The organism is Variovorax nivicola, from assembly GCF_051216475.1.
In the GTDB taxonomy this organism is placed as follows: domain Bacteria; phylum Pseudomonadota; class Gammaproteobacteria; order Burkholderiales; family Burkholderiaceae_C; genus Variovorax.
In genome coordinates this window covers 235239-252525 of the sequence record NZ_JBPJZK010000006.1, presented here as the reverse complement: position 1 = coordinate 252525, position 17287 = coordinate 235239, and the positions used below count along the sequence as shown (strand labels likewise).

Here is a 17287-nt window from a genome sequence, read left to right as displayed (position 1 = left end):
ACCATGGCCGAAGCAAGCTCGACCACGGCCGCGCCGTGGGCCCCGCCGGCCGGTGCTGCCACTGCGGCACCGAAGCCGCCCCTGCGCGACCGCATGCTGCCCTTCATCGGCCCGGTGGTGCTGTTCATCGTGTGGGATCTGGTGGTGCGGCTCGGCTTCATCAAGCCGATATTGCTGCCCACGCCCGCCGACACCATCGCCGCGCTCATCACCGGTCTGGCCGGCGGCCCGCTGCTCACCGACTTCGTCATGACCGTGTGGCGCACCGTGCAGGCCTTCGTCATCGCGGCGGCCATCGGCGTACCGCTGGGCGTGCTGCTCGGCAGCAACGAGAAGGCGTACCGCAGTGTCGAATTTCTGATCGACTTCTTCCGCTCCACGCCGTCGTCCGCGCTCATTCCGCTGTTCCTGCTGATCTTCGGCGTGAGCGACGTCAACAAGGTTGCCATCGCGGCCTTCGGTGCGCTGCTCATCGTGGTGTTCAACAGCGCCTACGGCGTCATCAATGCACGCAAGCAGCGCGTGATGGCGGCGCGTGTCATGGGCGCCTCGCGCTGGCAGATCTTCAAGGACGTGCTGGTGTGGGAAAGCCTGCAGCCCAGCTTCGTGGGCCTGCGCTCGGCGGTGTCGATGGCGCTGGTGATCGTCATCGTGGCCGAGATGTTCATCGGCTCCGATACGGGCCTGGGCCACCGCATCATCGATGCGCAACAGGTGCTCAACGTGAAGAGCATGTACGCGGCGATTCTTGCGGCGGGTGCACTGGGCTACGCGCTCAACATCCTCTTCCTCATTGCCGAGCGCCGCATCGTGCACTGGAGCGGAAGATGAAAGTCACGCAGGACATCGTCGTCAACGGCCCGGTGTACGCCGACGTGCCGAAGCCCGCATTCAAGCCCGGTCCGGCTGGCACGCACATCACCATCCGCGGCCTCACCAAGTACTTCGCGGGTTGGCCGCTGTACGAGAACTTCGACCTCGACATTCCCAAGCACGCCATCGTCTCGGTGTTCGGGCCCAACGGCTGCGGCAAGTCCACGCTTATCAACATGATCGCGGGGCTCATTCCCATCGACTCGGGCGAGATCCTGTTCGACGGCAAGCAGCGCAAGGACACCAAGATCGGCTACGTGTTCCAGAACTACCGCGAGGCGATGTTCCCGTGGATGCGCACCATCGACAACATCGCCTATCCGCTGAAGCTCGAAGGGCGCAGCAAGGCCGAAGTCGACCGGCGCATGGAAGAGCTGGTGGCGTCCTTCGACGTGAAGTTCGACCTCAAGCGCTTTCCGTACGAACTCTCGGGCGGCCAGCAGCAGACCGCGTCGATCATGCGTGCGCTTGCGCCCAACCCCGAGGTGCTGTTTCTCGACGAGCCTTTCTCGGCGCTCGACTTCGAGATGACGCTCTTCATCCGCGAGAAGCTGCAGGAGGTGTTCATGCAGACCGGCACCACCATGCTGCTGGTGTCGCACGACCTCGAAGAGGCGGTGTACCTCGCCGACGAAGTGCTGCTGCTGACCAAGCGGCCCACCAAGGTCGCCGAGATCCTGCGCTATGGCGACGCGCGCCCGCGCACCGTCGAGACACTGAGCACCGAGAGCTTCGTTGCGATGAAGAAGCTCAGCCTCGACATCTTCCAGCGGGAGGTTCGCCGGTGACGCCTGAAATCAACATTCCCGACGTGCTCGCCGAGGTGCAGGCCGTGTTCGCGCGCTACGAGGCGGCGCTGGTCGGCAACGACCGCGCGGTGCTCGACGAACTCTTCTGGAACAGCCCGCACACGCTGCGCTACGGCTTCTCCGAGAACCACTACGGCCACGCCGACATCAGCGTATTCCGCGCCTCGCTGCCCCTGCAGAGCCCGCCGCGCGAACTGCTGCGCACCGTCATCACCACCTACGGCCGCGACTTCGCGACCGCCAACGTCGAGTTCCGCCGCGAAGGCAGCCGCCAGACCGGCCGCCAGAGCCAGACCTGGATGCGCACGGCCGGGGGCTGGCGCGTAGTCGCCGCCCACGTGAGCCTGCTCGGCTGACCCGTAGGCACATTCTTTGCACCCACCTCAAATCAAAGACCGGAGTACGTCATGACCAGCCAATTCAATCGCCGCGATTCCCTCAAGACCCTGGCCGCACTTGGCGCGGCAGGCAGCCTCGGAAGCTGGAGCGCCCTTGCCAGCGCACAGGCCAAGCCCAAGCCGCTCACCGTCGGCGTGATCTACGTCGGCGCGCGCGACGACTACGGCTACAACCAGGCGCACGCCATGGCCGCGGCCGAGATCAAGAAGCTGCCCGGCATCAAGGTGGTGGAAGAAGAAAACGTGCCCGAGACCGCCGCCGTGCAGAAGACCATGGCCGGCATGATTTCGCAGGACGGCGCCGGGCTGTTGTTTCCCACATCGTTCGGCTACTTCGATCCGCACATCCTCGCGGTCGCGCCCAAGAACCCCGACGTGCGCTTCTCGCACTGCGGCGGCCTCTGGACCGAAGGCAAGCACCCGAAGAACGTCGGCAGTTTCTTCGGCTACATCGACGAGTGCCAGTACCTCAACGGCGTGATCGCCGCGCACATGACGAAGAGCAACAAGATCGCCTTCGTCGCCGCCAAGCCCATTCCGCAGGTGCTGCGCAACATCAACGCCTTCACGCTGGGCGCGCGCTCGGTCAAGCCGAACATCACCTGCAGCGTGATCTTCACGGGCGACTGGTCGATGGCGGTGAAAGAAGCCGAAGCCACCAACAGCCTGGCCGACCAGGGCTGCGACGTGTTCACCATGCACGTCGACGGCCCCAAGGTGGTGGTCGAGACCGCAGCCAAGCGCGGCAAGATGGTCTGCGGCTACCACGCAAGCCAGGCCAAGCTGGCACCCAATGCGTACCTGACGGGCGCCGAGTGGAACTGGCTCACCGCCTACAAGACCGCCATCGAAGCCGCGCAAACCGGCAAGCCGCATCCCAACTTCCTGCGCGGCGGCTTGAAGGAGGGCTACGTGAAGATGTCCGCCTACGGCCCCATGGTGCCGGACGCCGCCAAGAAGCAAGCCGACGACATCAAGGCAAAGATGATCGCGGGCACCTTCGACATCTTCAAGGACGGCATCAAGGACAACAAGGGCGCGGTCGTGGTGCCGGCAGGCAAGGTGCTCAAGCAGACCGACCTTGAACTCGAGAAGATGAACTACCTCGTCGAAGGCGTCGTCGGCCAGGTCTGAGCCGCGCAGCAACAAGCATCGCCATGCGCCACGCGCTCAAGGAATTCGCATTGCCGGTGTTCGCCATCGCGGCGGCGCTGCTGGTGTTCGGCCTGTTGGTGGCCTTCGCGGGCGTCGACCCGGTGGAGGTGTGGACCACGCTGTTCAAGGGCGCGTTCGGCGACTGGTTCTCGTGGCAGAACACGCTGCAGCGCGCCGCGCCGCTGATGCTCACCGCGCTGTGCGTGGCGCTGCCTGCGCGTGCGGGGCTCATCATCATCGGCGGCGAGGGTGCGCTGGTGCTGGGTGGGCTGGCCTGCGCGGCGCTGGCGCATGCGGTGCCGCTGCCGGGCAATGTCATCGGCACGGTGATCGTCTGCATTGCAGGCGCCATGGCCGGTGCGCTGTGGATCGTGCTCGCGGGCTGGCTGCGGCAGTTTCGCGGCATCAACGAAACCATCAGCAGCCTGCTGCTGGCCTACATCGCCATCGGCATCTTCAAACACCTGGTCGAAGGGCCACTGCGCGACCCGGCCAGCCTGAACAAGCCGTCGACCTATGCATTGAACGACGGGATGCTGATTGGTGGCATAGGTGGTTCCGACGTGCACTGGGGCCTGGTGATCGGCGTCGTAGCCTGCCTGGGGCTCGGCTGGTGGCTGCGCGCCACGGCTTCGGGCTTCTCGGTGCGCGTGGTGGGCGGCAATCCGCGCACCGCGCAGCTCGTGGGGCTGCCGGCCACGCGGCTCATTCTTTCGGCCTGCGGACTCGGCGGTGCGTGCGCGGGGCTTGCGGGCGCGGTCGAGGTGGCGGCTGTGCACACCAATGCCAACGCCTCGCTGATCGCGGGGTACGGCTACGCGGGCATCCTCGTGTCCTTCATCGCGCGGCACAACCCGGTGGCCATCGTGCCGGTGGCGATCCTGTTCGGCGGCTTCGGCGCGGCGGGCAGCCTGCTGCAGCGGCGGCTGGGTTTGCCCGATGCGTCCGTGCTGGTGCTGCAGGGCATTGCCTTCGTGCTGATCCTCGCGAGCGAGGGACTGCGCACGGTCAACTGGAAGAAGTTCGGCGACCGCATGCTGCCCGAAGCCAGGAGCTATACATGACGGCCGACCAATGGATCGCGCTGGTTGCCGGCATCGTCGGCGGTGCGCTGCGCGTCGGTGCTCCGTTCCTGTTCGTGAGCCTGGGCGAATGCCTCACTGAGAAATCGGGGCGCATCAACCTCGGGCTCGAAGGCGTGCTGGTGCTGTCGGCCATGGCGGCCTTCGGCGGTGCCTACCTCACCGACTCCGCATGGCTCGGCGTGCTGATCGGCGCGGTGGCCGGTGCGGCGCTGGCGCTGCTGCACGGCCTGCTGTGCTCGCTCGACCGCGTGAACGACGTGGCGACCGGCATCGCGCTGATGCTGCTCGGCACGGGGCTCGCGTTCTATCTCGGCAAGCCGCTCATTCAACCGCAGGCGCCGCAGATTCCCGCGATTCCGCTGGGCTTCTGGAGCGACAACACGGTGGTGCGCTCGGCATTGCAGCTCAATGCGCTGGTGCCCATCGGTGTCGCGCTCGCGGTGCTGCTGTGGTGGGGCTTTGCGCGCACGCGCGCCGGGCTGCTGGTGCGCATGGCGGGCGATTCGGCGCAGGCGACGCGTGCGCTCGGCTACTCGGTCTCGGGCCTGCGCATCGCGGCCACCACGGCGGGCGGCTTCATCGCGGGGCTCGGCGGTGCGTCGCTCACGCTGTTCTATCCGGGCAGCTGGAACGAAGGCATCTCCAGCGGCCAGGGCTTGATCGCCGTGGCGCTCGTGATCTTCGCGCGCTGGAGCCCGCTGCGCTGCGTGGGCGCGGCGCTGCTTTTCGGCGGCGCGGGCGCCATCGGGCCGGCGCTGCAGTCCATCGGCATCGGCTGGGGCTATCACCTCTTCAACACCGTGCCGTATGTGCTCACGCTGGTGATTCTGGTGTTCACCTGCAAGCCGGGCAGCGCGGCCGTCGGCAGCCCCGGTGAACTCTCGTCGACAAGGAGCTGAACGTCATGAGCGGTCTCGGAGGCCTCAACAAGTCGGCGCACGGCGTCGTCGTCGGTCTGGTGCAGTTGCAACTGCCGAGCGTGAAGACTCCGGCCGACCTCGCCGCACAGGCGCAGCGCATCTGCGAGATGGTGGGCAAGGCCCGCCGCAACCAGTCGACCATGGATCTCGTGGTGTTCCCGGAGTACGCACTGCACGGGCTCTCGATGGACACCAACCCCGAGATCATGTGCACGCTCGACGGCCCCGAGGTAGCGGCCTTCAGGCAGGCCTGCGTCGACAACCGCATCTGGGGCTGCTTCTCCATCATGGAAGCCAACCCCGGCGGCAATCCGTACAACAGCGGCCTCATCATCGACGACCACGGCGAGATCAGGCTCTACTACCGCAAGCTGCACCCGTGGGTGCCGGTCGAACCGTGGGAGCCCGGCAACCTGGGCATTCCGGTGTGCGATGGGCCCAACGGCAGCAAGCTCTCGCTCATCATCTGCCACGACGGCATGTTCCCCGAGATGGCGCGCGAGGCCGCGTACAAGGGCGCGGACATCATCCTGCGCACGGCTGGCTACACCGCGCCCATCCGCCACGCATGGAAGATCACCAACCAGGCCAACGCTTTCTGCAACCTCGCCTACACCGCGAGCGTGTGCCTGTGCGGCAGCGACGGCAGCTTCGATTCGATGGGCGAGGGCATGTTCTGCAACTTCGACGGCACGGTGCTGGTCGAGGGCGGTGGCCGCGCCGACGAGATCATCACCGCCGAGCTGCGCCCCGACCTCGTGCGCGAGGCCCGCATTGGCTGGGGCGTGGAGAACAACATCTACCAGCTGTATCACCGCGGGTACGTCGCGGTGAAGGGCGGCGCGCAGGATTGCCCCTACACCTACATGCACGACATGGCCGCCGGCACCTACAGGCTGCCGTGGAGCGCCGAGGTGAAGGTGACCGACGGCACGAGCTGCGGCTTCGCGCCGCCGCAACGCAACTACGCAGGATGACGACCATGACCACCACCATCGCCAACACCACCGAACGCCACGTCGCCGCCGAGCCCTATGCCTGGCCCTACAACGGCGCGCTGCGGCCCGACAACACCGCGCTCATCGTCATCGACATGCAGACCGACTTCTGCGGCAAGGGCGGATACGTCGACGTGATGGGCTACGACCTGTCGCTGGTGCAGGCGCCGATCAAGCCGATTGCGCGCACGCTGGCGGTGTTGCGGCCGTTGGGCTATCACATCATCCACACGCGTGAAGGGCATCGGCCTGATCTTGGTGACCTGCCGGCCAACAAGCGCTGGCGGTCGCGGCAGATCGGCGCGAATGGTGTGGGTATCGGCGACGACGGGCCGTGCGGGCGCATCCTGGTGCGCGGCGAGCCGGGCTGGGAAATCATTCCCGAGCTGGCGCCGCTGCCGGGCGAGATCGTGATCGACAAGCCCGGCAAGGGGTCGTTCTATGCGACCGACCTTGAGCTGATCCTGCGTACGCGCGGCATCGAGAACATCATTCTTGCGGGCATCACGACTGACGTTTGCGTGCACACCACTATGCGCGACGCGAATGACCGGGGCTTCGAGTGCCTGCTGTTGTCGGACTGCACGGCGGCGACGGACTACGGCAACCACCTCGCTGCGCTGAAGATGATCACTATGCAGGGCGGCGTGTTCGGGGCGCATGCCACCTCGCAGGCTTTGCTGGCGGTTGTATGAAGCTGCTTTGTTCGGGGCGCGCTCACGCCGACGGGGTACCTTGCTCCGCGAATGTCCCCCGGCCTGCGGCCTCCTCCTTTATTTCGCTGCGCAAGGCACCCCATCGACGTGATCGTTCAGCACAGCGGTTAAACCTCCGGCACAACGGCGGCGCTCATGTGCGAATGGCATCGGGTGCTCCCCGCAGCGAAATAAAGGAGGAGCCGAAGGCGGGGGACATTCGCGGAGGGGAGTACCCGGTGTCATTCGCACGCACCCCGAACACGCACCCAAGGGATGGCAAACGAACATGAGCGCCACATCACCTCACGCCATAGGCGGCCTCCCAGCAGGCACTGGCGCTCTCGCGCTCGACACCTACGAGCTAACCAAACGCTTCGGAGCCTTCACCGCCATGGACCGCGTGACGATGCGCGTCGAGCCCGGCACGGTGCACGCGCTGCTCGGCGAGAACGGCGCGGGCAAGAGCACGCTGGTGAAGTGCGTGGCCGGTTTCCAGCGCGCGGAGGAGGGCAGCATCCTGATCGACGGACGCGAGCAGGACATCGCCAACCCCATCGTGGCGCGCGCACTGGGCATCGGCATGGTCTACCAGCACTTCACGCTGGCGCCGGGCATGACGGTGGCGGAGAACCTGTTGCTCGCGGGCGGCAAGACGCCCGCGCTGATCGACTGGAAGACCAAGCGCGCGGAGCTGAAGGAATTTCTTGCGACCACGCCGTTCAGCCTTGACCTCGATGTACGGCCATCGGAGCTTGCGGCCGGAGAGAAACAGAAGCTCGAACTGCTCAAGCAGCTGTACCTGAAGCCGCGCCTGCTGATCCTCGACGAGCCGACCTCGGTGCTTACGCCGCAGGAGGCCGACGAGGTGCTGGGCCATGTGCGCGAGTTCGCGCGCAGCGGGCTGTGCACAGTGCTCATCATCACGCACAAGTTTCGCGAGGTGATGGCGTACGCCGACAGCGTGACGGTGCTGCGGCGGGGCAAGGCGGTGCATCACTGCCGCGTGGCTGACACCAGCCCGGCGCAGCTGGCGCAGGCCATGATGGGCGGCGAGCAGGCAACGACATCGACGCCTGTCGCCAGGAAGCCCGTGCCTGCCAATGCGCCGGTTGCATTGAAGGTCGAAGGGCTCAAGGCACAGGGCGATCGCGGCACGCTGGCGCTGCATGACCTGAGCCTGTCCGTGCGCGCGGGAGAAATCCTCGGCGTGGCCGGCGTCTCCGGCAACGGGCAGCGCGAACTTGTAGAGGCTCTCGTCGGCCAACGTCCGCGCCTTGCGGGCAAGGTCACGGTGATGGGGCAGCCCTACGGTGCGCACCGCGCCGAGAACCGCAAGCTCAAGGTCCGCAGCCTTCCTGAAGAGCCGCTGCGCAACGCTTGCGTTGGCGATCTCAGCGTTGCCGAGAACATGGCGCTGCGTGATTTCGATCAACCGCCTTTGTCGCGCGGCGGCGTGCTGAGCTTTCCGTACTGGCGCAGCCGGGCGCGCGAATGGATCGCCGAGTACGGCGTGAAGACGCAGGGCGAGGGCGCGCCGATCCGCAGCCTTTCGGGCGGCAACGTGCAGCGCGCGGTGTTGGCCCGGGAGCTCGCTGGCGACATCAACGTGCTGATCGCCGCGAACCCCGTGTTTGGTCTCGACTTCGCGGCCGTCGCCGAAATCCACTCACGCATCGTGCAGGTGCGCGAGAAGGGCGGTGCCGTTCTGCTGATCAGCGAAGACCTCGACGAACTGCTCGAACTGGCGGACCGCATCGTCGTGATGAGCGAAGGGCAGATCGTGTTCGAGACTTCGGCGGCCGGTGCGGAAAGACACGTGATCGGAGCGCACATGGGCGGTGGGCATCACGAGCCGTTGAAGGCTGCGGCATGAGCACATCAGAACCAGCGAGCAAAAGCATGCGCATAGAACAAGCCAACCCGTTCCCCTACGAATTCGACATCGCAAAGACCGCGCTGGTCCTCATCGACATGCAGCGCGACTTCATCGAGCCAGGCGGTTTCGGTGAAACGCTGGGCAACGATGTTTCGCTGCTGGAGGCCATCGTCCCGGCAACGAAAGCGGCCCTGCAAGCATGGAGGCAAGCTGGCGGCCTCGTCGTACACACGCGGGAGGCGCACAAGGCCGACCTCTCCGACTGCCCTCCCGCCAAGCGCAACCGCGGCAACCCCACGCTGCGCATCGGCGACGAAGGCCCCATGGGCCGCATCCTCGTGGTTGGCGAACCCGGCAACCAGATCATCGAAGCGCTCGCCCCCGTCGACGGCGAGATCGTCATCGACAAGCCCGGCAAGGGCGCGTTCTACGCCACCGGCCTGCACGAGCTGCTGCAGCAGCGCGGCATCACCCACCTGCTGTTCGGCGGCGTCACGACCGAGGTCTGTGTGCAGACCAGCATGCGCGAAGCCAACGACCGCGGCTACGACAGCCTGCTGCTCGAAGACTGCACCGAAAGCTATTTCCCGGCATTCAAGGCGGCCACGCTCGACATGGTTCGCGCGCAAGGCGCCATCGTCGGATGGACCGCACCGAGCGCCGCGCTGCTCGCGGTGTTGAACAGCAGCCCTTCTTCTTGATGCCGACGCCAGCGACTACCATTCCACACGTGTCTACCGTTCGAACCCGCCCCGAAACTCCCGTTGCCCCCGCTATCGAAGCGACCGTTTTCCGCACGCGGGCCGACGAGGTCTACGCGCAGCTCAAGCGCGACGTGGCCGACTTCATCCTCGTGCCCGGCGACCGCTTCACCGAGAGCGAGATCAGCGACCGGCTCGGCGTGTCGCGTACGCCGGTGCGGCAGGCGTTGTTCCGGCTGCAGCAGGAAGGCTTTGTCGAAGTGCTGTTTCGCAGCGGCTGGCGCGTGCTGCCCTTCGACTTCGACCAGTTCGAACAACTCTACGACCTGCGCATGGTGCTGGAGACCACCGCCGTGCACCGGCTGTGCGAGACCGATCGCCACATCGACCGCGGCCTGCTCGACACGCTGGCCGGCATCTGGCTGGTGCCTGCGGCGCAGCGCAGCGGCGACATGGCGCAGGTGGCGCAGTGGGACGAAGCCTTTCATTGCTCGCTCGTGGCGGCAGCCGGCAATGCTGAGATGGCGCGCGTGCACGGCGACGTGACCGACCGCATTCGCATCATCCGCCGGCTCGACTTCACCAAGCAGCCGCGCATCGACGCCACCTACGATGAGCACGCGAAGATCCTGAAGGCCGTGCGTGCCAATCGCGGCGACCAGGCCGCGATGCTGCTGCGCGCGCACATCGAGACCAGCCAGGCCGAGGTGCGCAAGATCACGCTGCACCAGGTGCATCTGGCGCGGCATGCGGGGAAGGCCTCGGCGCCGCGCTGAAGCTGCCTGCCTCAGTCCGCGGTGATGTTGCCGCGCTTGACCACCGCAGCCCAGCGGTCGGCATCCTTCTTCATCAGCGTGCCGAATTCAGCCGGCGTCGAGCTCGCCGGCACCATGCCCTGCGACTCGAACGATTTCGCCACCTCGGGCTGCTTCAGCACCGCCGCGATCTCCTTGTTGAGCCGCGCCACCACGTCCGGCGGCGTGCCCTTCGGTGCGAGCACGCCGTACCACATGTCCACGTTGTCGGCGGTCACGCCGGCCTCGGCCAGCGTCGGCACGTCGGGCAGTTGCGGCAGGCGCTTGCCGCTGCCGGTGGCAATGGCCTTGAGCTTGCCCACCTGGATGTGCTGCAGCGCCACGTGCACCGGCAGAAACATGTAGTCGATGCGCCCGCCCAGCAGGTCTGTCACCGCGCCGGCCGTGCCCTTATACGGCACGTGCAGCATCTCGGTGCCCGTGCCCTGCATGAACAGCGCCATCGACAGGTGGTGCGGCGTGCCGACGCCCGGCGTGGCATACGTCAGCTTTCCGGGCGCCGCCTTGGCCGCGCTCACCATCTGCGACACCGTCGTCGCCTTCTGCACGTTCGGGTTCGTCACCAGCAGCAGCGTGCCCCACGAGGTGAGCGACACCGGCGCGAAGTCGGCCACCGGGTCGTAGCTCAGCGAGCGATAGAGGCTGCGGTTCATCACCAGCGTGTTGACCTGCACCATCAGCGTGTAGCCGTCGGGTTTGGCGCGCGCCACGCGTTCGCTGCCGATGTTGCCGCTGGCGCCGGCCACGTTCTCCACGATCACCGGTTGGCCCAGCAGGGCCGGCAGACGGGCCGAGAGCTGGCGTGCCACCAGGTCGATGCCGGTGCCGGGTGTGTAGGGCACCACCAGCGTGATCGGCTGGTCGGGCCAGGCACAGGCTGCGGTGGCGCCCGCCATGGCGAGCAGGGCGGCAATGGTCTTTTTGATAAGCGAACGCATGGTCGTGTCTCCGTGTTCTTTTATGAGGGTGTTCAAAGGTAGGAAGCGCGCGCCTTCAGCGCCACCGGGTCGTAGCCGGCCACGCGCTTGTAGTTGTCCGAGATGGCCTGCAGCTCGGCGACGGGCACGACGTCTTCGATGTTCTGGAAGCGCTTGCCGCCCGAGCGTTCGAACACTTCGCGCAGGATCGCGTCGGGCGGGTTGCTGCGGTTGGTGAGCACCACGTTCGTGGTGGCCTTGACGCGCACGCGGTCGTAGTCTTCCAGCGCGGCGGTGCCTACGCCCATGTCCTTCAGTGCACCGGCCAGGAAGCGCGCGTCGATGATTGCCTGCCCGGCTCCGTTGGAGCCGCGTGGCACCATCGGGTGCGCCGCGTCGCCCAGCAGCGTGAGGCGGCCGTGCGTCCAGCGCGGCAGCGGGTCCTGGTCGACCATCGGGTACTCGAGGATGGTGTCCGACGCGAGGATCAGTGCGGGCACGTCGAGCCAGTCGAAATGCCAGTCGGCAAAGGCCGGCAGGAAGTCTTCGAGCCGGCCCGTGCGGCTCCAGTCGCGCAGGGCGGGCTGTGGCGCGTGGATCTCGGCGACCCAGTTCACGAGCTGATTGCCCTCGGCGTCGATATCGTTGCGAATCGGGTAGATCACCATCTTGCCGACCGCGAGCCAGCCCGCGCGCACCATGCTGCCGCCAGAGAGAAAGGGCTTCCAGCGCGCGGTGCCGCGCCACATGTTCACGCCCGAGTAGCGCGGCGCGCCTTCGTCCGGGTACAGCTGCTTGCGCAGCGCCGAGTGGATGCCGTCGCAGCCGACCGCGATTGCGCCGCGCACCGAAGGCGCATCGGCAAAGTGCAGGGTGACGCCGTCGGCGTCTTGCACCACGCCCGTGCAGCGGCGAGCGCACACCACGCTGTCGGGGCCGAGGCGCTTCAGCGTCTCTTCGTACAGCACCGTCTGAAGGTCGCCGCGGTGAATGGAGAACTGGGGCCAGTCGTAGCCCGCGTGCTGGCCGGCGGCCTCGCGGAACACCAGCTGGCCGTGCTCGGTGAAGAACACGGCTTCCTGCGTACGAACGCCCACTTTGTCGAGGGCGTCCAGCAGCCCGAGCTCGGTGAGCTCGCGCACCGCGTGCGGCAGCAGGTTGATGCCCACGCCCATCGGCTTCAGCTCGGGCACGGCCTCGTACACGCGGCAGGGAATGCCGGCCTGGTGCAGGCTCAGCGCGAGGGTCAGGCCGCCGATGCCGGCGCCCAGGATGATGACTTCGTTGCTCATGGATGGTCGGTCGTTGCGTTCCGTTTTGTCTCGGGCCGCATTAGGAACGCAAGATGGTCATTTGGGAAATTTAGATGTGATATGGATTTATCATGAGTCCTTATGAACTTGTCGACCCGCCAGATGCGTGCCTTCCTGCAGGTCGCGCGCATGGGCAACTTCACGCGCGCGGCCGAGCAGGCTCACATCACGCAGGCGGGGCTCAGCATCCTGATCCGCGAGATGGAAAAGCAGCTGGGCTGCCGGCTGTTCGACCGCACCACGCGCGTGGTGAGCCTCACGCCGGCGGGCCGGCGCCTGCTGCCGGTGGTGGAGCGTCTCGTCACTGATCTCGACGACGTGGCAGCCGAGCTGGGCGCCGAGGGCGATGCCGCGCGCCAGACACTGCGCATCGCGGCCACGCCGCTGGTGTCATCGCACCTGCTGCCGCAGGTGTTCACCACCTTCCGCGCCGCGCATCCGCAGGTGAGCCTGCGCCTGTTCGACGCCGACCTGCGCGATGTCGAGGCGATGGTGACGGCCGGCGATGCCGATGTGGGCCTGGGCTTTTTCTTCAAGGCCGCGGCGGGGCTGGTGCGCACGCCGGTGGGGCGCTTTCAGCTGATGCGGGTGGCGCCGTACGACGGCGCCGGGGAGCCGCCAGCCATCGGCACAGTGCCCTGGTCCGCGTTGCGCAGCGCCGAACTCGTGGGACTGCCACCCGGCAACCCGATCCAGAAAGTGATCGACCAGCATCTGGCCGCCATCGGCCGTGCCGACGCGCAGCGGCCCGCGTTCAATTTCTTCGGCACGCTGATCTCGATGGTGGAGGCCGGCTTCGGCACGGCCGTGATGCCGACCTTTGCGCTGGCGGCCTGCCGCCGGCACCGCGTGCGCACCGACGTGCTGACCAAGCCGAAGGTGGGGCTGGACTTCTTTCGCATCACCAAGCGCGGCGCGCACGAGACCGAGGCCATGCAAGCTTTCGTGGGCACGCTGGAGAAGGCGCTGCCTGCGTTGTCGCGCTAGCCTGCTAGCGGGTGTCGGCGGCCGTGGCCTCGGTGAGCCGCTTGCGCAGGAACTCCGCGAAGGCGTAGGCGATCACCGGTAACTGCCGCCCGCGCAGGCTCGCCAGCACCAGCTCGCCGCGCGGGAAACCGCGGTCCGCGATGTCGCGGGCCACGATGTCGGGGTCTTCCGCCGCGGCGCCGATGGCCATCTGGAACGAGATCGAGCGCCCGTCGTAGAGGCAGCCGCGCAGGAACTCGAAGCTGTTGCTCTCCACCATGGCCCCGATCCGCGTGGAGCTGCGCGCGAGGAAGCGCTCGAGCATCTGGCGCCCGCCGGTGTCGCGATTCGGCAGCACCACCGGGTAGTCGGCGCAGTCGCTCAGGCGCAGGGTCTTCGCTTTCGCCAGCGGGTGGCGCCTGTGCATCAAGGCCATGAGCTTCTGCTCGACCGCGCACACGCGCTCGATGTCGGCGACCGGCGTCAGGTTGAACACCAGTGCGAGGTCGCTCTCGAAGCTGCGCAGCGCGTCGGCGGCCTGCACGTGGTCGCCGATGCGCGCGTCGAAAGCCACCAGCGGATGCGCCGCGGCGAAGTCTTTCACGGCCGCCGGCAGGAAGCGCGGCGCCAGCGCCTGGCTGGCCACCAGCCGCACGGCGCCCCGGCGCATGCCCTGCAGTTCCTCGATCTCGGAGCGCACGCGCTCCAGTTCGGACGCGCGGCCCCGGATGTAGCGCACGAACAGCTCGCCCGCGGCGGTCAGGCGCATGCCGCGCGGCAGCCGCTCGAAAAGCGGCGTGCCCAGTTCGTCCTCCAGGTCCTGGATGCGACGGTTGACGGCGGAGGGTGCGACATGGAGCCGCTCGGCCGCCTGGCGGATCGAGCCGGCGCGGGCGACCTCATCTGCGTAGCGCAGGAAGCGAAGGTGGTTCATGCACGCGGCGATTGCACGAAGCGCGCCAGGAGCACTGCCATGACTGTTGCCACAACGGCAACGGGCAGTACGTAAATCGGTACGGATCCAGAGCACCTTCTGGCATGGCGACTGCGTGCGGATCTCGCATGACACGCCGATCTGCACCCCCGCGCACCAATGCGGCGCAACCGCCCGTCCGCTTCGGCCCGGCATCCCACAACGCCTGGACGCTCGCCGGTGGCCGGATCAGCCTCGTGCGTTCGCCGAAGCGGCCGCGGCCCGTGCAGATGCCTGCCGAGCCGCAGCCGATCGAGTTCGACCTGGCGCGCAGCGCACTGGTCGTGGTCGACATGCAGAACGACTTCTGCCATCCCGAGGGCTGGTTCGCGCAGAAGGGCATCGGCATTCGCGCGGCGCGCAAGCCCATACCCACCATCGCGCGGCTGCTGCCTGTGTGGCGCGCGACCGGCGGTGCCGTGGTGTGGCTCAACTGGGGCATTCGCGCGGACCGCCTCAACCTGTCGCCCACAGTGCAGTTCAAGGGCAAGCGCAGCGCCCAGGGCGTCGGCTATGCGGAGCATTCGCCCATCGACCACGGCCCGTCGCTGGTGCAGGGTGAGTGGGGCGCGCAGGTGATCGACGAACTGGCCGTCGAGCCCGTTGACATCACGGTCCACAAGCACCGCTTGAGCGGGTTCTGGGACAACGAGCTCGACAGCATCCTGCGCCAGCAGGGCCTCACCACGCTGCTGTTCGCGGGCATCAACACCGACCGCTGCGTGTTCTCGACGCTGCAGGACGCGAACTTTCTCGGCTACGACTGCGTGCTGCTGAAGGACGCGTGCGGCACCTCGTCGCCCGCCTACGTCACTCGCGGCATTCATTTCCTCGTGCAGCAGTTGCACGGTTTCGTTGCGACCGCCGAGTCGCTGCGCGCTTCGCTTTCCCCACTCTCCAAGAAACGCTAGGAGTCCTTCGCATGCCGTTGTCTTTCTTCGCAAACCCGCGCCTCGTGCGCACGCTCGCTTCGCTGGGCGCTGCCGCCGGGCTGATCCTGGCGGCCGCTTCCGCCGCCGCGCAGGTGCCCGTCAAGCTCGTGCTCAACTGGAAGTACGAAGGCCCGCAGGCCTGGTTCTTCGTGGCCCAGGACAAGGGCTACTTCAAGGCCGAGGGCCTGGACGTCGAGATCGATCAGGGCGAGGGCTCCGCGGCCTCCATCCCGAAGGTCGCGGCGGGCGCCTACCAGGCCGGCTTCGGCGATCTCAACGCGCTGATCGACCTGGCATCGAAACGCCCGGCCGATGCGCCGGTGGCGGTCTACATGCTCTACAACACGCCGCCCTTCACGCTGGTGGTGAAGCAGGGCAGCCCCATCAGGTCGCCCAAGGACCTCGAAGGCAAGACCATCGGCGGCCCCGCCAACGACGGCGCGCTGAAGCTGTTTCCGGCCTTCGCCAAGATTGCCAAGGTCGATGCGTCGAAGGTAAGCATCACCAACATGGCGCCCAACCTGCGCGAGCAGATGCTCACGCGCGGGCAGATCGACGCCGCCTTCGGCTACGTCACCACCGTGAGCTTCAGCGCCAGGGCGATGGGGCTCGATCCGGCGAAGGACTTGCGCTTCATCCGCTACGGCGACCACGGCATGGACCTGTATTCGAACGCCGTGTTCTTCTCGCGCGCCTTCGCCCGGGACAACCCCAAGGCGGTGCAAGGCTTCGTGAAGGCGCTGAACCGCGCGGTGAAGGAAGTCATTGCCGACCCGGACATGGGCATCGACCACGTCATGAAGCGCGAGCCGCTGCTCAAGCGCGAGGTCGAGAAAGAAAAGCTGCTCGCCACGCTGCGCAACGACATGAGCCACCCGGAGGTGGCCCGCATCGGGCTGGGCGACGTGGACGACGTGCGGCTGAAGAAATCCATCGACATCGTGGTGGACGCCAACCAGCTGCCGCGCACACCGGCGCCCGCCGAAGTGTTCGACCGCAGCTTCCTGCCCGCGCGCGCCGAGCGCCCCTCCAAGACCCTGAACTGAAAGCGAGAAACGACATGGAACTCCAACTGAGAGACAAGGTGGCGCTCATCACCGGCCCGGCCAAGGGCATGGGGCGCGCCGTGACGCTGGCCTTCGCCCGGGAAGGCGCCAAGCTGGTGCTGGCCGGGCGCGACACCGGCGCCATCGAGCCCGTGGCCGAAGAGGCGCGCGCGCTCGGCGTGGAGGCAATCGTCGTGCCCTGCGACCTGACCGTGGGCGCGCAGACCGAGGCATTGGCGGCGCATGCGCTGGAAGCCTTCGGCCGCATCGACGTGCTGGTCAACGTGGCCGGCGGCTCGGGCCCGATCGGCAAGACCGGCTGGGAAACCACGAGCGAGGAATTCGACGAGATCGTGCAGCTCAACATGACCGGCTGCTTCAACACCATGCGCGCCGTGCTGCCGTCGATGATCGAGCGCAGGAGCGGCAAGGTGGTCAACGTCGGCGGCACCTTCGGCATGCGCGGGCGCGCCGGCCGCATGGCCTACTCGGCGTCCAAGTGGGGCCTGCGCGGCATCACCAAGAGCTTCGCTCTGGAGGCCGGCCCGTACGGCATCAACGTGAACTGCGTGGCGCCGGGCATGGTCGACGGGCCCCGCTTTCGCGAGAAGGTGTGCGCCAACATGGCCGAGAAGCTCGGCATCACGCTGGAAGAGGCCATGACGCGGCACGCGGCCGACTACGCGCTGCGCCGCGTCTCCACCGATGCCGACGTTGCCAACGCCTGCCTCTTCATGGCGAGCGATGTGTCCCGCCAGATCACCGGTGTCGACCTGCCCGTCGACGGCGGCTGGGCCATGCTCTGAGGAGAC

Annotated in this window: 18 protein-coding genes; 15 read left to right on the top strand and 3 right to left on the bottom strand. The window is 67.2% G+C overall.

The annotated features are described in order from the left end of the window. Positions 1-3 precede the first annotated feature (3 nt). The 11 genes from ACSFBF_RS24825 (at position 4) to ACSFBF_RS24775 (ending at position 10289) form a co-directional block, all read left to right on the top strand. Positions 4-831: an ABC transporter permease gene (locus ACSFBF_RS24825; RefSeq protein ID WP_435471656.1), complete on the top strand. Its 828-nt coding sequence runs from the start codon at positions 4-6 to the stop codon at positions 829-831. Next, complete coding sequence (locus ACSFBF_RS24820) at positions 828-1661, top strand: ABC transporter ATP-binding protein (protein WP_435471654.1); 834 nt, start codon at positions 828-830, stop codon at positions 1659-1661. The genes ACSFBF_RS24825 and ACSFBF_RS24820 overlap by 4 nt, the downstream gene beginning before the upstream one ends. Beyond that, positions 1658-2038 (top strand): oxalurate catabolism protein HpxZ, encoded by a 381-nt coding sequence (hpxZ, locus tag ACSFBF_RS24815; RefSeq protein WP_435471652.1) that lies wholly within the window; start codon positions 1658-1660, stop codon positions 2036-2038. Before ACSFBF_RS24820 ends, hpxZ begins: the two co-directional genes overlap by 4 nt. Positions 2039-2089: 51 nt before the next feature. Next, positions 2090-3214 carry a BMP family ABC transporter substrate-binding protein gene (locus ACSFBF_RS24810; RefSeq protein ID WP_435471650.1) on the top strand — a complete coding sequence of 375 codons (1125 nt, stop codon included), beginning with the start codon at positions 2090-2092 and terminating at the stop codon, positions 3212-3214. A gap of 23 nt (positions 3215-3237) precedes the next feature. After that, positions 3238-4299, top strand: coding sequence for an ABC transporter permease (locus ACSFBF_RS24805; RefSeq protein ID WP_435471648.1), 1062 nt, complete (start codon positions 3238-3240; stop codon positions 4297-4299). After that, positions 4296-5219 (top strand): ABC transporter permease, encoded by a 924-nt coding sequence (locus ACSFBF_RS24800; RefSeq protein WP_093053407.1) that lies wholly within the window; start codon positions 4296-4298, stop codon positions 5217-5219. Before ACSFBF_RS24805 ends, ACSFBF_RS24800 begins: the two co-directional genes overlap by 4 nt. 5 nt (positions 5220-5224) lie before the next feature. After that, a complete protein-coding gene (locus ACSFBF_RS24795; protein ID WP_435471645.1) occupies positions 5225-6217 on the top strand; it encodes a formamidase in 993 nt (330 codons plus the stop codon). A gap of 5 nt (positions 6218-6222) precedes the next feature. Beyond that, positions 6223-6933 carry a biuret amidohydrolase gene (gene biuH / locus ACSFBF_RS24790; protein WP_093054229.1) on the top strand — a complete coding sequence of 237 codons (711 nt, stop codon included), beginning with the start codon at positions 6223-6225 and terminating at the stop codon, positions 6931-6933. 289 nt (positions 6934-7222) lie between these two features. Next, positions 7223-8809 carry an ABC transporter ATP-binding protein gene (locus ACSFBF_RS24785; protein WP_435471643.1) on the top strand — a complete coding sequence of 529 codons (1587 nt, stop codon included), beginning with the start codon at positions 7223-7225 and terminating at the stop codon, positions 8807-8809. 26 nt (positions 8810-8835) lie between these two features. Beyond that, positions 8836-9513, top strand: coding sequence for a cysteine hydrolase family protein (locus ACSFBF_RS24780; protein WP_435471641.1), 678 nt, complete (start codon positions 8836-8838; stop codon positions 9511-9513). Then, positions 9513-10289, top strand: coding sequence for a GntR family transcriptional regulator (locus ACSFBF_RS24775; protein ID WP_435471639.1), 777 nt, complete (start codon positions 9513-9515; stop codon positions 10287-10289). Before ACSFBF_RS24780 ends, ACSFBF_RS24775 begins: the two co-directional genes overlap by 1 nt. An 11-nt stretch (positions 10290-10300) precedes the next feature. Here the strand turns inward: ACSFBF_RS24775 and ACSFBF_RS24770 are convergent, their stop codons facing one another. Next, on the bottom strand, positions 10301-11266 hold the full coding sequence (locus ACSFBF_RS24770) for a tripartite tricarboxylate transporter substrate binding protein (RefSeq protein ID WP_435471637.1): 966 nt from the start codon (positions 11264-11266) through the stop codon (positions 10301-10303). A gap of 32 nt (positions 11267-11298) precedes the next feature. Then, a complete protein-coding gene (locus tag ACSFBF_RS24765; protein WP_435471635.1) occupies positions 11299-12537 on the bottom strand; it encodes a flavin-dependent oxidoreductase in 1239 nt (412 codons plus the stop codon). 102 nt (positions 12538-12639) lie between these two features. On the opposite strand from ACSFBF_RS24765, the gene ACSFBF_RS24760 reads away from it, so the two are divergent. Further along, complete coding sequence (locus tag ACSFBF_RS24760; RefSeq protein ID WP_435471633.1) at positions 12640-13545, top strand: LysR family transcriptional regulator; 906 nt, start codon at positions 12640-12642, stop codon at positions 13543-13545. A gap of 4 nt (positions 13546-13549) precedes the next feature. Here the strand turns inward: ACSFBF_RS24760 and ACSFBF_RS24755 are convergent, their stop codons facing one another. Further along, positions 13550-14458, bottom strand: coding sequence for a LysR family transcriptional regulator (locus tag ACSFBF_RS24755; protein ID WP_435471632.1), 909 nt, complete (start codon positions 14456-14458; stop codon positions 13550-13552). Between the two features lie 128 nt (positions 14459-14586). On the opposite strand from ACSFBF_RS24755, the gene ACSFBF_RS24750 reads away from it, so the two are divergent. Genes ACSFBF_RS24750 through ACSFBF_RS24740 form a run of 3 tightly spaced genes read left to right on the top strand, consistent with a single transcriptional unit; the run spans position 14587 to position 17281 of the window. After that, positions 14587-15408: a cysteine hydrolase family protein gene (locus ACSFBF_RS24750; protein WP_435471630.1), complete on the top strand. Its 822-nt coding sequence runs from the start codon at positions 14587-14589 to the stop codon at positions 15406-15408. An 11-nt stretch (positions 15409-15419) separates the two neighbouring features. Then, the gene (locus ACSFBF_RS24745; protein ID WP_435471628.1) at positions 15420-16475 is read left to right on the top strand and encodes an ABC transporter substrate-binding protein; all 1056 of its coding nucleotides are present in this window, start codon (positions 15420-15422) and stop codon (positions 16473-16475) included. A gap of 14 nt (positions 16476-16489) precedes the next feature. Then, on the top strand, positions 16490-17281 hold the full coding sequence (locus ACSFBF_RS24740) for an SDR family NAD(P)-dependent oxidoreductase (protein WP_435471626.1): 792 nt from the start codon (positions 16490-16492) through the stop codon (positions 17279-17281). Positions 17282-17287: the final 6 nt, after the last annotated feature.

What these genes read in the sequence shown, in the direction of transcription:
- ACSFBF_RS24795 (WP_435471645.1), top strand. Translation starts at nt 5,225, where the DNA reads ATGAGCGGTCTCGGAGGCCTCAACAAGTCGGCGCACGGCGTCGTCGTC.
- ACSFBF_RS24740 (WP_435471626.1), top strand. Translation starts at nt 16,490, where the DNA reads ATGGAACTCCAACTGAGAGACAAGGTGGCGCTCATCACCGGCCCGGCC.
- ACSFBF_RS24825 (WP_435471656.1), top strand. Translation starts at nt 4, where the DNA reads ATGGCCGAAGCAAGCTCGACCACGGCCGCGCCGTGGGCCCCGCCGGCC.
- ACSFBF_RS24820 (WP_435471654.1), top strand. Translation starts at nt 828, where the DNA reads ATGAAAGTCACGCAGGACATCGTCGTCAACGGCCCGGTGTACGCCGAC.
- ACSFBF_RS24780 (WP_435471641.1), top strand. Translation starts at nt 8,836, where the DNA reads ATGCGCATAGAACAAGCCAACCCGTTCCCCTACGAATTCGACATCGCA.
- ACSFBF_RS24775 (WP_435471639.1), top strand. Translation starts at nt 9,513, where the DNA reads ATGCCGACGCCAGCGACTACCATTCCACACGTGTCTACCGTTCGAACC.
- ACSFBF_RS24805 (WP_435471648.1), top strand. Translation starts at nt 3,238, where the DNA reads ATGCGCCACGCGCTCAAGGAATTCGCATTGCCGGTGTTCGCCATCGCG.
- ACSFBF_RS24745 (WP_435471628.1), top strand. Translation starts at nt 15,420, where the DNA reads ATGCCGTTGTCTTTCTTCGCAAACCCGCGCCTCGTGCGCACGCTCGCT.
- ACSFBF_RS24785 (WP_435471643.1), top strand. Translation starts at nt 7,223, where the DNA reads ATGAGCGCCACATCACCTCACGCCATAGGCGGCCTCCCAGCAGGCACT.
- biuH (WP_093054229.1), top strand. Translation starts at nt 6,223, where the DNA reads ATGACCACCACCATCGCCAACACCACCGAACGCCACGTCGCCGCCGAG.
- ACSFBF_RS24760 (WP_435471633.1), top strand. Translation starts at nt 12,640, where the DNA reads ATGAACTTGTCGACCCGCCAGATGCGTGCCTTCCTGCAGGTCGCGCGC.
- ACSFBF_RS24765 (WP_435471635.1), bottom strand. Translation starts at nt 12,537, where the DNA reads ATGAGCAACGAAGTCATCATCCTGGGCGCCGGCATCGGCGGCCTGACC.
- ACSFBF_RS24800 (WP_093053407.1), top strand. Translation starts at nt 4,296, where the DNA reads ATGACGGCCGACCAATGGATCGCGCTGGTTGCCGGCATCGTCGGCGGT.
- ACSFBF_RS24770 (WP_435471637.1), bottom strand. Translation starts at nt 11,266, where the DNA reads ATGCGTTCGCTTATCAAAAAGACCATTGCCGCCCTGCTCGCCATGGCG.
- ACSFBF_RS24810 (WP_435471650.1), top strand. Translation starts at nt 2,090, where the DNA reads ATGACCAGCCAATTCAATCGCCGCGATTCCCTCAAGACCCTGGCCGCA.
- ACSFBF_RS24750 (WP_435471630.1), top strand. Translation starts at nt 14,587, where the DNA reads ATGACACGCCGATCTGCACCCCCGCGCACCAATGCGGCGCAACCGCCC.
- ACSFBF_RS24755 (WP_435471632.1), bottom strand. Translation starts at nt 14,458, where the DNA reads ATGAACCACCTTCGCTTCCTGCGCTACGCAGATGAGGTCGCCCGCGCC.